The following is a 14,628-nucleotide window of genomic DNA, read 5'->3' as shown; positions in this document are numbered from 1 at the left end:
CTGGTCGATCAGCGGTTCTTTTGTGTTACGCCCGAATGGCTCCTCGGCGAGCATCGCATAAGTGAGACCAACCAGATATATTTGGATCGGGCGAACGAGCTCGCGTGCAAAGCGACCGTGCTCTGTCTCGACCGGGCTGGGGTTAAGCCCGAGCAAGTCGATCGGGTTTTGTTCGTCTCGACGACAGGGATAGCGACCCCTAGTCTCGACGTGGACCTGATCTTCAAAGTCGGGTTGCAACCAGACGTGGGACGGACGCCGATTTTTGGCCTCGGATGCGCTGGGGGAGCATCGGGAGTTAGTTTAGCAGGAGCCCTTTGCCGAGCAACCAACGAACGTATTCTCCTCGTTGCTGTGGAGCTGACTTCCCTTACATTCCAACCGAATGATCTCACGCCAAAGAACGTTGTCGCCTCAAGCCTCTTTGGAGATGGCGCTGCCGCGTTACTAATCGGGCCAGCTGAAAGCGGTACCGGCAAGCTGGATATCGTGAGAAGTACGAGTTTGCTTCACCCGGACTCGACTTCTCTAATGGGCTGGCATTTTGGCGATTCGGGATTTGAAGTCGTGGTCTCCGAGCGCATTCCGTCAATGATTAGCGAATTGATGCCACGTGCAATGAGCTCGCTGCTCGCGGAGGCAGGCGTCCTTCCTGGCCAGGTAAGGAGCTTTATCTTTCATCCTGGCGGGAGAAAAGTATTGGAAGTTTGTGAGCGGGGCCTTGGCAGATCCTCTGAGAGCTTTTTTTCCAGCTATGAGACACTTCGACTTCATGGAAATATGTCGAGCGCAACTGTGCTATTCGTGCTGGAACACGTGCTGGCGCATGAGGAGCAAGCGGCTGGATCATACGGTATCTTAGGCGCCTTCGGGCCTGGCTTTTCAGCCGAACTGACGCTACTGAAATGGGCTGACACGGAAGCAGCACAGCCAAAGCCCGTCCACCTCTAGCCGCCGGGCAACCAATTGCAGCGGTTTGCCTAGTCGTGATCGGCATCACTAAACTGTTCGCTTGGTGCTGTCGAGCGCTCGCGCGCCCGAGATGCTGCCGCTGGTCAGGTCTGCTCAACGGTACCCAGCAGCGTCCGCGAGACCGCTTGCAGTTACAGCATCGCTCCTGAACCGATCTGGCTGTCCCCTGTTAGGCAACCTCAGACGCCGATTTGATCAATTTCGAATCTTCGTCACGGTTTAGTCGCACATGCACCGCTTTGATGGCCTTGAACACCGGAAAGCGCTTTTGCTCGATTTTTAGGTACTCGCCCGTTCGATGGATGACGCCTTGCGAGTGCAATAATTCAAGCCCGCTCCTGGCGACACGCAACATGTCGCACATCACGTCCATCTTCACATCAGTCGCATGCGGAAATTCCTGCACCGTCCGCACCGCGACACGTGCCAAGATCGCTGGATCCGATTTCCTCTTTGCGGCCAGAGTCCAGACCTTCTCGGCAAAGCATGCCTTCAACGAAGAAGTCCGCCTCAGTTGGGGCACCATCCGGACGGCATCGTCAGAGCACGTCCCAGCTCAGTACACACTTTATTTGGGACGATTTTGTAGGTCTCATGATGCCACTCAAAATAGAATCTGTTCGTGCCGGCTCCGACTCAGCCCAGCCAGTGTTTCCGGAAAATGTAATCGGGCATCCCTGGCGCGTCCCTCGGGTGAGTGTGGCAGCCGGGCTAGCCAATTTGGCTCTCTTAAGTCTCTAAGTGCGTCAGCTTGTCGACAGCTGAACCTAATAGAGCGAGAACAGAGAGCGACACTATCTGCTCGGGATTGCGACCGACTCAAACGGGAGGTGACATGGACCCATCTAACAGCATCAACCCATTCAACCAAGATCGCGCTGCTCACAACGCCGCGGAGCCGCAACCGCAACAGCAGCAAGCGGCGTTTGAGCCGTACTTGGATGAAGTGCCGCAGCTTGATACCAGTGCCGTCGCAGGGGTTCCTGTTTCTCCAGGTCACTACTATCCTCGTTTGTCCGACGAAGACCGTAGGCTCACCGAGGCGTTGGAACTTGTGCACCATAGGGCCCGCGGTCCTCATCCCGAAGACGCAATTGCCAGACGCCTCGGGGGCGCCGCCGCGCAGCACAGCGCGCCACGAGAAGCTTTAAGTTGGCCGAACGAGCTGACTGCAGAACATCACGATCAGGATCCGCTGCGAGGGATGATGGGCGAAGCCATCCTAGCATCGTCTCTCATGCCAACCGCGCGCGATCAACAGGCACCGGATCCCGGAGAAGCTGTGCATCATTTCAGCTGGAGCCATAGCTACCAGCCGGCTCCGAACGAACTGACCGGGAGCTCCTCCCTTTCAAGGCACGAGGTCCTCATGGGTGAGGATTACACGGGCCAGTTGAGGCCTGCGAAGAGGCAGAGGACGCTAAGCCGTGCGGAACTGGATGCTATTGAGCGCCAGCTGAGCGAGCCGGGCAATTCGATGGCTCGTGTGCTGATGGAAAGCGCCGGCGCACCGTCGCCTTTCGGGCCAGCGGTCGGTTCGCCATTGGTCCTTCCTGAGGAAGGTTACGATCAGGATCAGCTGTGGGCGATGGCGGAAGACGCCGGCCCATCATCGTCTCTCGAGCCAACCGCGCGCCATCAGCAGACCCTGGATTTAGGAGCCGTCGTTCGTCCCTTCAACTTCCGGCAGGGCGACCAGCGCGCGTCGGCTGCGCTTGACGGTAGCAGCATCCCGCCGAGCCAGGACAGCCGACCCAACAGTTTCGTGGTTCACACTGACCGCTACACCGCGCTGTTCGTGCCCGCGGCGACGATGAGGCGAAGCAGCCCACTCAATCCGCCAGGCGCTACCATGCGTCCCGGCTTTCGACCGGAAGGCCTTCCGAACCCCAGTGCGCAACCGGCGAATCGGGCCTCGCAAGCGCAGCTTGGACGGTCGACGGAAAATGCCGCTCCGGCGTCCTCCAGGGCTGAGACGACGTCCCCTGCGGTCCGCGAGATTTATGCTGCATCATGGGCCGTTCCCGAGGGCTTTTCGCACGGCACCCAACCCGCCCCGGACACGATGCTCTCGAAGCTCGGCCGCTGGGGCCTCTTGCCGGACGCGGCGCAGCCGTCAAAACAGTACGACATTCTTGGCGAGCGCTACACCGCCCTCTTGGGCCCGGGAGGGCCCAATGACGTTCGGCTCATCCATCACCCCACGAATGGAGACGCCGACGGACACTCCCGACGCTAGCAGCCCGTCCAATTGGCGACCTTTGTGGGCGGTGTAGATGAGCGCTACCCGTCCCGATGAACTTGCGCGCATCATCGCTCAGCAACTCCTCGTTCAGCCGAACGGCCATCGCCTCTTGTTATTGAAGAGCCGGCCGTCAAAGCTGCGAAGAAAAGACCTACGGTGTTCTTGACGGAACGTTTGGCGGCATTGCCCTTCGTAAGGCCTTCCTCAAGCCCCGAAATAAAGGAAGCATCCTCGGAGTAAAGAGGCTGCTTCCTGCCTCCCATTGAAACCCCGGTCGACTGAGCTGGCGGCACCCGACGACGACGGGTCTGGTGGTCCATCAGCCCCAGATGCATATCCTGGTCGTGGCCTTCCGCAAAAGCTCCTCTGGCCAACGGCGTCTGCGGCGTCGTCCATCCGCCTCGAGCCTATCAGTGCCGTATCTTCGGGATCAGCAATGGTCGGGATACCAGGCGCGATCGCCATCGCTCTAGCGCCCACCGATGACTTCCGCAGCTGAGCCAGTGCTGCGCCGACGTTGCCGCCAACGCCAGTGTCCTGGTTATAGCTCTTGACATCAGCATCCAGCGCCTCCGCGGAAAGCCGGCCAGCAATGCCCTTCCTATTTTTTGAGGCAGATAGTCGCTGAAACCTCTGAGAGCAGTGCATAGATCCTCCCAACTATGCCACCGACGCTCGCCGAGTTCACTGAGAATCCTGATCCGACAGCCGCAGCACCGAAAACAATGCAGAGATCGAAGAAAAATCGAAATTGTAGCGGAAGCGCGATTAAACGACCCTATCAATTCTTACAGGAGATTTGCGAGACTTAGGTCAGTTAGCCTGCTGGGTGTTAGTCACTTTTGGAGATATTTCAGTGTTGATTGTTGAAACCATTTTGAAGCCAGACCGCTTTGGCGGCATCGGACTTTTCTCTGCTACTCTTTTACCTAAAGGCACATTAGTTTGGATTCATAATCCAATCGTTGACATTGCCGTGACGCCTGAACAGTACGAAGCCCTACCTCCAACATTTCAAGCTTTACTTGACAAGCATGCCTATCCAAGAGACCGCGATGTTGATGACGGTGTTGTAGAGTACAATGCTGACAATGCCCGTTTCATGAATCACAGCAGTCAGCCAAACACATATCAAGACGATCATTGCCGAATTTTTACAGCCCGTGACGTACAACCGGGTGAAGAACTGACTTGCGATTACTTGTCTTTCGATCCACGGTGCGACTTATCGTGGGTTAAAGAGCTAGTGCCGAATCCTGACGCCGGAAGGCGCCAGGCGGCGTTGGATTGAGTTTGCGGTCTGGCGACGTTGATTCCGTCGGCGAGTTTAACACCGGGGAGAGTTTCGGCAGCGGTGTCCCTATCGAGACGACGCGAGTTGAAGACCATCGTGAGCGCGGTCTTGTTCGACGTCCCTCGGCCGCGCACGAATGCGCTTTCGATGACGTTGGTCCCCTCTACGCGAAGTTCACTACATCTGTTGTGCCAGCCTAAGGCTTCGTTACTGACTCGTTTTTTTACTCGCTAATGTCCGCAACGCGTCCTGGCAGCGAAACACTGGGCTGCGGTTACGATTCCCCCCCCTGAGTCTTTAAGGGAATTGGTGCGGCGTTCATGCAAAGCAGACCGCGGGAGCGGACGCTGCTGCCCCAAATGCCTCGACGACTTGGTTGACAAGAGCAGCCCGGTTCGCGTGATCGACGTATTTGTCGATGCGCTCGGCTGAGACAGGCTTTGAGGTTGCGGAGCCGGCAGCGGTTGGCCATCGTACCATCCCTCGGCGCTCCTCAGGCTTTACATTTACGGCTATCTAAACCCGGGTGCAGTCGGGCCGGCGGCTGGAACGAGAGGCCGGGCGCAATGTCGACGTGATGTGGCTGCCGGTTCGGCTCGCTCCCGATCACAGACGATTGCGGACTTTCGCAAGGACGACGGCCTGGCGCTCCGCAAGGTGTGTGCGAGCTTCGTCGAACTCTGCCAAGAAACGGGCCGTCTGGCGGCGGCCAGCCGTCGCCATCGACGGTAGCAAGTTCAAGGCCGCGAACAACCCGGACAGGAACTTCACGCGCGCGAAGATGGAGCGACGGCGTGCTCGGTTGGAGGAGAGCGGCACGCTATCTGAGCCAAACACGGCCGAAGCCAAGAGCCGACAAGCCGCGACCACGAAGGTGACGAGGCTTATCCACAAGCTGACAAAGGCGAAGGAAGGAAATGGACATGCTTGCTTTCTGCGAGAAGCAAATGCTTGCTTCACCAAGTGACCTGCCACTGAAGTTTCATCCAGCAGCGGTTAGGTACGCCAAGTAGCTTGCAGTGAGACTGAAGTTTGGACCACCGAGAACTAGAGTTTTGCGCCTTGGCCACGTTGGCGGGCGGTTGCGCCGACTGGTTTTGCAGCAAAATCGGCGGTCGATTGCCGATCGCCCCCTGAGCGACAGGTCCGCCATTGCAGCCACCGCACTTTATTGGCATCGGCGAGGTGTTGATGTGGAGCTTTGAGTGCAAACTCGGCACTCCCCCCGCCTCATTCCGACCGAAAGGCCGAGCCGAGGCAGAGGAAGCAGCATGACGAGGAGATCGTCGCATCCTTGCCGGAAGTGAAAAGGATCGTCCTCGCCGCGCTGCTCACAGAAGCCTTCGATGCCCTGCAGCAACGTGACTATGCCGCCTTGCGCAGTTTGACAGGAGTCGCGCCAGTCACCAAGCGCTCGGGTAGGAGCTGCCTTGGATAGAAGGCAGGCTCCGCGCTTTTTGTCTTTATTCCTGCATAGTGACGTTTGGCATGCGAGCTGCTGAGAGGCTCATCGGCTTGGCTGTTTATCTTCACGCGTCTCCAGATAGGTCAAGCTTGGCGTAGAAAACTCGGCGCGGGTGGTGCCTCCAGACACCCGCGCGTCTTTTTCCGTTAACCCCAGGCCGCGGCTTGGCCAAACACGCTGTGGAGACCATTCCATGAACGTGAAGCCTTCCGAACGTGGCGAGTGTCTGCGCCCGTTGCCAGACTAGCGCCTTGACTTCGGTTTCCACCCGCGCCTCGCGCTGCAGTTGCCGGCATAACGCTTCGGTCGCGACCCGGGTAGTATTTGTATTTTATCGGTGTTCAGCTCGACGCTTTTTGCAACCTCGCCGCCAAACCATTCGCTAAACTGAGCTGGAATGATCCGAATGTTCTTTCGGCAGGCAGCCGACTGCAGCATCGCCTGAAGCGTCGTGCAGTTCTTTTTCAAGACCGCCCGTTCGCCCGCCGGAATGACAGACTTTGCAAAAACCGTAACTGTTTTTGCAGAGGCTGTAATCTTGCGTGGAAATGCAACGCAGCGGAAGCCGTCCATGCCGTAGACGCATCTCATCTTTCGAAGCTCGATAGGCTGCCCAATGAACTCGGCGGGATCGGCACAAATGTCGTTCCACTCAACAAGCCGAAAATCATTCACGGTGGAAGTCACAACGAACCTGTTAGTGATCTCTGTTTTCGGCGAGCGAGGTACGTCGGCAGCGAGCGCGGGCTGCGGCGAACAGAGCGTGATTGCAGCTCCAAAAGAACACCATAGCAATCTACTGAATCGCACATTCGACATCAAAGCTAGCCCTTGTTTTGTATTAAGAATTCGCACCGTCAGCGCCATAACGGAGTATTTCGACTGAGCGGGTTGTGCATGAGCAAGAACCACACCAACGTTCTACGGCAGAGGCGACGAAGCGGCACGCCGCAGATGCGCGGTACAATCTATTATGTCTGACGACCTCACATCGCGCTGCGTTCCCTACACTCAGCCTCTTTCGACACTTAATGTAAGCGATTTAACGTGCGAGCTGCTCGATGAACCAACAGCGTTTTTGTGCAAGATCGCAGGACCAAACCGGCTCGGAAGCACGATGCATAGCCACCCCCTAAGACTACTGAAGCGGCGGACCGCGTCGAGTGACACCTCACTTCGCGTGAACACTGGGAAAAGAGTCACTTCAAGGTCACGGCCCGATGGTTGACTTCGAAGTTTAAGCCGCCTTAAGACGAGGTTATCTCAACGCCGTATTGGACGATGGTTCGCATGGTCCCGCCGGCCTATTCCCGGGGCACGCCGCAAAGGGGCTCCAGCCACTGCCGCTACTTTTCCAGAGCTCGTCCGCAGCGCGCGAGCGTTTCTCCAGAGCCTCGGCCTCGCCAGGATGGCCGAATCCGTTGCGCGCATTCGCGCATGGCTTTGTCCAGCGCTGCCTGCCCGAAGCCATTGAGTTGTCGCGCCGTTCGCGACCCGTTGCGTCGAGGCTTCCTTCCGCAGGCGCTCGGTCCTTGGGCCCCCAATGTTCCTTTGGAATTCAGCTGGATCTCCGGCTCACGCTCGGTGATCATGCGAGCCGGAGTCGGACGGCTGCTCGTCCCACCCGACGCTTGAGGCGCTCTAGACGATGTCGGAAGATCGTCAGCGTTGATGCAAATGCTGCTTGCCCTCGAGAGAGTTCGCTCCGACATCCCGCGCGGAAGTCAGCACCGGCGTTCAAGCAGGCTAGAGCGTTTCACGTTTTAATTGAAGCATACCCAGCGTTTGCGAAGTAGTTTTTGCATTCGTCTTGTTGGATGGTTTTGATGAGTTCGCCGAGGTGTCGGCTGATCTCGTCGATAGTGCGTTTTTGGGCGGCGCGCATCCAGTGCTTGATTTTGGCGAAGGTCTGCTCGATCGGATTGAGGTCAGGCGAGTAAGGCGGCAGATACCAAAGCCTGGCTCCGGCCGCCCTGAGGATGCGGCGGAGCGCAGTCGACTTGTGGCTGCCGAGATTGTCCATGATGACAACGTCGCCAGGCTTCAGCGATGGCAGTAGGATCTGCTCGACATAGGCGCGGAAGCATTCCCCGTTGATCGGCCCGTCGAACAGGCAGGGAGCCGCAAGGCGGTCGTAACGCAGTGCGCCGAGGAAGGTCATCGTGCGCCAGTGGCCGTGTGGTGCGAAGCCGCGAAGGCGAGCTCCTTTCGGTGCCCATCCACGCAGCGGAGCCATGTTGGTCTTGATCCAGGTCTCGTCGATGAAGACGAGGCGCTGAGGATCAAGGCCAGCCTGCCACGATCGCCAGCGTCGCCGTCGGCGGGCCACATCAAAGCGGCCTTGTTCAAGAGCGAACAGCGTTTTTTTTGAACCGCAGCCCCTCGCGGCGCATGAACAGCCACACCGCATTATGCGAAACAGCGACCCCGCGCGCCGCCAACTCGTCCTTCAGCGCGTGCAGCGTCAAATGCGGGGTCTGCCTGATCCGCTCCTTGATGAAGTCGCCGTGCGGATCCAGCACAGACTTACGCTGTCTGCCCATTCTGTCCGGTTTAACAGAGCCGGTCGCCCGATAACGCTGCGACCACTTCACCACCGAGGAGACGGCCACGCCAAAACGCAAGGCCGCCGAGCGGCAACTCTCACCCTTCGATACTGCCGCGACCACCCGCTTCCGCAGGTCGTTGGAAAGGGGTCTGACCATCGATGCTGGCCTCCGATCCAGCCAGCATCTTGAATCATATTCGCCGCGGAACCGGAATCCCTCCAGATTCAGTAAATTCGTGAACCGCTCTAGCCTCGATCGTAAGCGCCAGCCTCTCGTCGAGGAAACCTGGATTGAAATAGCGAGATCTCATTGCTGTGTAGCACGCGGGCGAAATGCATTGCATCAGAACTTCACATTGAAGGTGGCATTCAGTCCGTTCTGGGTGATGCCTGAACCGAACCGGCCCTGATAGGCGATGCCAAGGGTGCTGTTGTTCGAAAGCTGGAAGTCCAAACCGGATTCGACGAGTGCCACGTCCTTGCCGATGGATAGGCCTGAAGCTGCAAAAGGGCTGGATCCAGCAGCAAAGCTGGCTGTCGACAGCGGAATGAGGTCGCCTACGGCATGACGCCAGCCAATATCGGCTCGCGCAGTCGTGGCGATCTGGCCAAGTTGAAAACGGGTGGTCGCGTAGACGCCGAGCGTGGAGAGCGTCGTATCCATCGTGCCAGCGCGCACATTAAGCGCCGCTCCGTTCAATCCCCTCTCGCTAAAGCTGTCCGTCGCCGCGCGAACATGGGCGAGACTAGCATAGGGCTCGATCACCGAATACTTACCGAGATGGACTTTATAGCCGAGTTCTCCAAAAATCTGGAACGTGCCTGCATCGTAATCCGAGATCAAGTTGTCGTTGAACCCTGGGAACCTCACGTTGCGGCTCATCTCAAGATCGTGCCATGTATAGGCAAGGCCTGAACGGAAGGCGATGGCCCCTTCTGGCACGGTCCACTCGGTGCCGGCATAGGTCCCGAACGTGTAATTGTCGCTGCGGCCTGACGACGAGGCCGCGCCAACCTCGAAAGTGGAACGGCTATAGCCCGCAAGGACACCGACGCGCCAGTCGTCAAATACCGGCGTGTCGACCCCGGTCATGAGGCCGCTGATGGAGGATCTGGTGCTTGCACCATTGCTATCGCCCGATTGGGTCGTCCATCCGCCAAAGGCAGAAGCCCACGCTGCATACCCCCGCAGGTCATAAGAGGACAGGTCAGAAGAAGCCGGGCCGACCAGGCCGGTGGCAGAGGCAGAACTGCCGTCTCGCCTCGGCTCAGGACCATAACCCATCACCGCCATCGCCGCGGTTGGCGCGCCGCCAAACGCCTGTTCGAGACGGTTGTAGACTGCCGAACGCGCATAGTAGCTGTCATTGACACGTCTGCCCTGCTCCGACGCATAGATCGACGGAGAAAGTTGACGCAGCCCAGATGTCACCGCCGTGCCGTCCGGCGCGGAAAAGTCGAGCGCCGCGAGAAGCGGGTGCAGCCCTACAGCCGCGCTGCCAGCTACTCGATCGAGCGCCGCGCCCACCTGGCGGCTGTTGGCATCGGCTCCATAACGCGAATAGGCATCGGATGGGCGGGAGAGCGTCAAGGCGTAGGTGTTGTCGCCTTGAGCCGCTGCACTCGCCACCAACGTTGGCGATTGCAGGGCTGTCGTCACGTTCGCGAACGAGCCTGTAAGATTTGTTGCGTTCAGCCATTGATTTGAGGAGACGCTAAAGCCGCTGCCATACCAGCCGCGCTGCGGGGTGATCGTGAGCGTACCATCGAGCGTCGCATTGCCGTTCACCACGAGATGGCTGAACGCGCCAGCATCGTTTACGGCGACCTGCAAGCGACCGGTCGAGGTTTGCAGATAGTCGCCATACACCTTGATGCTGTTGCCCAGACCGTTGATGAGGGGCGCGACAACACCGCTATTGGTGAAGCGACCACTGGCATTGAGCAGATAACTGCCGTTACCGGACAGGGTTGCACCTTGCGCGACACTTGCATCGTACACCGCGTGATTGCCAGCCAATGTCGTGGCGCCACCGGCGAACTGCAGCGAAAGATTGTTACGTCCGACGATATTACCGTCGTAGCGGGTTGCAAAATTTGCGTCTGGCTCCTGCGTTGAGTGACCGTTCGCATCAGGCTTCAACCCGAACGTTAATTTGGTCAGACGCGGAGCACCGTTCTCGTCAAGCTGGTTGTAGTCAGACAAGATGTCCCCCGACAATGCAGAGCCACGCATCACATTGATCTCGCCGACGTAACCGTTTTTCGACATGTACATCGCTGCATGACTGCCAGCCAGTCGCCCGGTCAGATCGAACTTGCTGACGAGCGGACCTGCGATTTCGCTCAGCATCGGGGCTTGGTTATCGCCAATCGTTCGGATATACGAGCCACGATATTCATAGTAATTGCCCATCGCATTGTTGCCAAAGTCGAAACTTGCCGCGATGCCATGCTCACCGAGAGCCTGCACATCGCCACGCTGAGTCAGTGTGTGATCCTTACCATAGGCGAACATGACACCGCGCCCATACGCGCCGTCGGCGTACACGCGGGTTCCGGACGGGACCGTGATGTGATTGTTTTCGCCGTCGACGCGGATGCCGGCGCCCCCTGCTCCTTTCGAAAGCAGGTCGGCGCGCTGGACCACAGTGTTGCCGCTGCCATAGACGTGCAGTCCCAGTCCGAGAGTAGCCGTATTGTACGTATTTGGCAGATAGGCGGTACCCTCAGCATTCCGAGCGAAGAACGGATTGTCGTTTATCAGATCGCGACCGGTGCCATAGATGGAGTAACCAAATAGATCACGCCGATCAATGCTTTGGCCGATGTCTTGGAAGGCGGCGATCTCCGCCTCCATCGGGGCGGTGTAGTTCCGGTATTGCTGGTGGCTCAACAGGCTATTCTTAAGCTCGCTATGCGAGACAAAGGGGACATCCAGCCGGCCGTCCTCAGTCATCACTCGAACCGGAATACCTGGCATGGCACCGGCCAGCACTTCGCTCACTTGCGTCCCGGCGAAATAGCCCCGATCGCGGCGCAGGTCGAAAACGTCCTTAGCTGGCGGGTTCACGCACAACGAGCAATAGATCACCTGCCCCGGCCTGGCTTGTTTGCCGTTGTCGTCATACAAATGGTTAGTCCAGGCATTTATCGCTTTCGGGAAGTACGGTGATATCGGCTCGGTGGGCCAACCATCATAGCCGCCAATGGTACCGGCCATTCCCAGCTGATGAGCGAACTCATGAATCATAACAGGTGCCAGGCCGATCTTCGGCGTCATTGGCAATTGCGAAGGAATGTATGCTTCGGATGAAAATCCCATTTCGCCGATCGCGATCATACCATGTGCGCCATGGTTCAACTCGCCCGGATTCTGACCGGTGACTGCCGCCTGCACCTTGTTCTCGCCGTCAGGCGACGTCTGGACTGAGGCCCATGCCGTGTTGCCCTGAATTCCGCCGATGTTGACGACGGCCGGCGACTGCCCGGGTTTGACCCTTATGATTTCGGCCCAATAGCGGATCGCTGCGAGCGAATGGTCCGTTTCCCATTGCGCTAGATCCCGAGCTGAATACGCCGGCTCGCTACCTCCGCCACAACAGAAAGGGCCATCTCCGGGACCGAATATCCGTGCTCGGATAAAGGACACGCCGTTCGAATCCCTAACATCGTAAGTTTCAACCGCTCTACTGGGAGAATCCAGCAAGGCACTAGCCGCAAGCACGATGGTCGTAATTGTCTTCGTCTTCATTTAAAGATTCTGTTCGAGGTCTTGATTGCCGGCGTGCTTCGCCGTCCAACTTGGAGCGCGCGTGCACGCAGATGCGCCAGCGAAGCGCAGCCGTCATTGATCGGACATCGGCCTTGCGCCTTCGTAGCCCGATGAAGTCAAGTCAACTCACAAGCATGTCCCTCATTGCTGGTGGCTTTGATTTCAACTTCCTCAAGCTCAAACTGGGGCACTTCACGCTTGCCATTGCGATCGGCCGAGCGGTTTGCGCCTGATCGAAATGATCGCCCGAAGCCTCGGCGCCAGGCGATGTCGATCGTTCTCATGGTACCGCCAATATGCGCTCCTATTGTCATTTGATCGCGCAAAGCCCCCCCCTTTGTGCAGCGGACCAATCCCGACAAAGCAGGCGGCTTGCGCGCAACTAACAACGAGCGGAGCAAAAGACGGGCCAAATAGCCTGATGCGTCCACCCGCGCGCAACCAGCTGAACGCAGCATCCACGCGCGACTGCCCGTCTGCGCGAAAGCAGGCGCTTCGTGTTGGAACACCCACCAATGTTGTCGCACACTCGCCAGGCACACGAGCAAAACGATGCCCCCTGGCAGTTGCAGCGCATTCCTTTGTTCATCTTTGCTGTTGCCGATCAGTTCAGCGTTTGAATGGCGCCGCAACAGGCGGGCATTCTTATTGCACTCGTCGTCGTGAGCTTCGTCCTGGCATGCGTCAGGCATAAAACACTCGGGACGCGAGGCCCGTCACTTCATGCTAGACGACGCGTAGAGCAGGTCGAATGCAACGCGCGCGACCCGGCTGCTTAAAATGCTCGGGACGGCGATCGGGCCTCAGACGGATCGATGATGGTCAAGCAATTTACTCAGGAGAAGCCGGACCCAGTCCTCAATGCCGCAGACGAACGCTTGACCCGCCGCGCCGTGTTAGGTGCAACGATCGGGAATATTCTCGAATTCTACGACTTCGGGACCTATAGCTTTTTCGCGATCCAGATCGGACAAGCGTTTTTCCCGGCAAGCGACCCGTTCGCCAGCCTCATGCTGTCGCTCGCAACCTTCGGCGCGGGTTTTGTGACCCGGCCGATCGGGGCCATCGTGCTCGGCTCGTACTCGGATCGGGCCGGCCGCCGGCCCGCGATGACCGTCAGCTTTGCCCTGATGAGCGCCGCGATCCTTGTGTTAGCGCTTACTCCCTCATACGGGACAATAGGAGCTGCTGCTCCGCTCCTGGTCATTGTCGGCCGTTTAGTGCAAGGCTTCGCGCTCGGTGGTGAGGTTGGTCCGACAACTGCCTATTTGCTGGAAGCGGCGCCGGCCGAGGGGCGCGGTCTTGCTGTCTCGTTTCAGCCTGCCAGCCAACAGATCGCTGCAACGGCCGGGGCGCTTGTTGGAGAAATAATCTCCCTGACCATGACAAGCGAGGCACTCAATGCGTACGGATGGCGGATCGCGCTCTTGCTCGGCGCGGCCACGCTGCCGTTCGGATTTTGGCTGCGGAACTCCTTGCCCGAAACGTTGCACCGCCCTGAGCTGCCTGCTCTGGTCATCCAAACTGTAGGGAAATCGCCTGTTGCGCGCCGCATCATGAGCTTGGGATTTGTCATCTTGGCCAGTTGCACGATCATTACCTATGTTACGGGATACATGACCACCTATGCCCTGAGCACCCTGCACGTTTCCGCGCCTCTCGCCTTTGGCACTACGCTCGTCAGCAATACGATAGGAATTGTTGCCGCACTGCTGGGCGGCTGCCTCGCAGACCGCGCAGGCCGCCGGCACATCATGATTTGGCCGCAGATCGCTGCATTGTTGATGACCTATCCCGTATTCTTCTGGATCTCAGAGAGCCGCAGTGCCCTCGCACTTCTCGGGGGCCTCGGCGCGCTCACCCTCATCGGAACGATTCCGTATAGCGCCTTCTATGTGAGCATGGCCGAAGGTTTGCCCAAGAACATTCGTGGTGGCGCCTTCGCTACGATCTACGCCTTTGCCATAGCGATCTTCGGAGGCACAGCTCAACCAGTCGTCACCTGGCTGATCTATCTTACCGGCAGCGCGCTGGCGCCCGCCTGGTACATGCTTATCGCTAGCACGGCCGCGCTCTGTGCCATGCTCATGATGCCGGAGACTGCACCGCTCAAGAATAATAACGCTGTAAACAAGCAAAGCCCGCCATAGCGCTGGACAATATGATCACGTGTACCTTCCTGCCGATCGCGGGACGCCTCATGCCGCCTGACGAGAACGTGGGATGCTGCCTTTGCCGCACGTCGATCGCGCGACCGTCGAGAGCCGACAGCGCGGAGTACCCTGAGAGCACTCAAGACCTCGTCGATGGTTACCAGGCTCATCAGACT

The 14,628-nt window shown here is 58.4% G+C and carries 10 protein-coding genes and 1 pseudogene; 6 read left to right on the top strand and 5 right to left on the bottom strand.

The features are described from left to right. The coding region (locus H8A92_RS04540; RefSeq protein WP_229194653.1) for a type III polyketide synthase at positions 1 to 951 on the top strand (951 nt) is incomplete at its 5' end. A gap of 190 nt (positions 952 to 1,141) precedes the next feature. Here H8A92_RS04540 and H8A92_RS04535 read toward each other — a convergent pair. Beyond that, on the bottom strand, positions 1,142 to 1,468 hold the full coding sequence (locus tag H8A92_RS04535; protein ID WP_229194652.1) for a hypothetical protein: 327 nt from the start codon (positions 1,466 to 1,468) through the stop codon (positions 1,142 to 1,144). Positions 1,469 to 1,807: 339 nt separating this feature from the next. Here H8A92_RS04535 and H8A92_RS04530 point away from each other — a divergent pair, with 339 nt between their 5' ends. The 4 genes and pseudogenes from H8A92_RS04530 to H8A92_RS41175 all read left to right on the top strand — a co-directional run bounded on the left by H8A92_RS04530 (position 1,808) and on the right by H8A92_RS41175 (position 5,949). Further along, positions 1,808 to 3,211, top strand: coding sequence for a hypothetical protein (locus H8A92_RS04530; protein WP_229194651.1), 1,404 nt, complete (start codon positions 1,808 to 1,810; stop codon positions 3,209 to 3,211). Positions 3,212 to 4,073: 862 nt separating this feature from the next. Beyond that, a complete protein-coding gene (locus tag H8A92_RS04525) occupies positions 4,074 to 4,508 on the top strand; it encodes an SET domain-containing protein (RefSeq protein WP_229194650.1) in 435 nt (144 codons plus the stop codon). A 309-nt stretch (positions 4,509 to 4,817) separates the two neighbouring features. Beyond that, positions 4,818 to 5,174: pseudogene (locus H8A92_RS04520) on the top strand (transposase); the annotation flags it as partial. Positions 5,175 to 5,814: 640 nt separating this feature from the next. Then, positions 5,815 to 5,949: a transposase gene (locus H8A92_RS41175; RefSeq protein ID WP_229194662.1), complete on the top strand. Its 135-nt coding sequence runs from the start codon at positions 5,815 to 5,817 to the stop codon at positions 5,947 to 5,949. Positions 5,950 to 6,219: 270 nt separating this feature from the next. Here H8A92_RS41175 and H8A92_RS04510 read toward each other — a convergent pair whose 3' ends face one another. From H8A92_RS04510 to H8A92_RS04495, 4 genes are all read right to left on the bottom strand, one after another. Continuing rightward, positions 6,220 to 6,843, bottom strand: a complete 624-nt coding sequence (locus tag H8A92_RS04510) for a hypothetical protein (RefSeq protein ID WP_229194649.1) — start codon at positions 6,841 to 6,843, stop codon at positions 6,220 to 6,222. Positions 6,844 to 7,732: 889 nt separating this feature from the next. Next, a protein-coding gene (locus H8A92_RS04505) for an IS630 family transposase (protein WP_229194648.1) occupies positions 7,733 to 8,681 on the bottom strand; the annotation gives its coding sequence in 2 pieces (ribosomal slippage) (positions 7,733 to 8,344 and positions 8,346 to 8,681; 948 coding nt in all). 186 nt (positions 8,682 to 8,867) lie between these two features. Next, positions 8,868 to 12,278 (bottom strand): autotransporter family protein, encoded by a 3,411-nt coding sequence (locus H8A92_RS04500; RefSeq protein ID WP_229194647.1) that lies wholly within the window; start codon positions 12,276 to 12,278, stop codon positions 8,868 to 8,870. A gap of 137 nt (positions 12,279 to 12,415) precedes the next feature. Next, complete coding sequence (locus tag H8A92_RS04495) at positions 12,416 to 12,991, bottom strand: hypothetical protein (RefSeq protein WP_229194646.1); 576 nt, start codon at positions 12,989 to 12,991, stop codon at positions 12,416 to 12,418. A gap of 126 nt (positions 12,992 to 13,117) precedes the next feature. On the opposite strand from H8A92_RS04495, the gene H8A92_RS04490 reads away from it, so the two are divergent. Next, the gene (locus H8A92_RS04490) at positions 13,118 to 14,449 is read left to right on the top strand and encodes an MFS transporter (protein WP_229194645.1); all 1,332 of its coding nucleotides are present in this window, start codon (positions 13,118 to 13,120) and stop codon (positions 14,447 to 14,449) included. Positions 14,450 to 14,628 lie beyond the last annotated feature (179 nt).

Origin of the sequence: Bradyrhizobium acaciae (genome assembly GCF_020889785.1) — a bacterium.
Classification (GTDB): Bacteria; Pseudomonadota; Alphaproteobacteria; order Rhizobiales; family Xanthobacteraceae; genus Bradyrhizobium; species Bradyrhizobium acaciae.
This window is presented reverse-complemented; position numbering and strand designations above follow the sequence as displayed.

Bases quoted from the DNA above. Each gene is read 5' to 3' on its own strand.
- H8A92_RS04530 (WP_229194651.1), top strand. From the start codon at position 1,808: ATGGACCCATCTAACAGCATCAACCCATTCAACCAAGATCGCGCTGCT.
- H8A92_RS04510 (WP_229194649.1), bottom strand. From the start codon at position 6,843: ATGGCGCTGACGGTGCGAATTCTTAATACAAAACAAGGGCTAGCTTTG.
- H8A92_RS04500 (WP_229194647.1), bottom strand. From the start codon at position 12,278: ATGAAGACGAAGACAATTACGACCATCGTGCTTGCGGCTAGTGCCTTG.
- H8A92_RS04495 (WP_229194646.1), bottom strand. From the start codon at position 12,991: ATGCCTGACGCATGCCAGGACGAAGCTCACGACGACGAGTGCAATAAG.
- H8A92_RS04490 (WP_229194645.1), top strand. From the start codon at position 13,118: ATGGTCAAGCAATTTACTCAGGAGAAGCCGGACCCAGTCCTCAATGCC.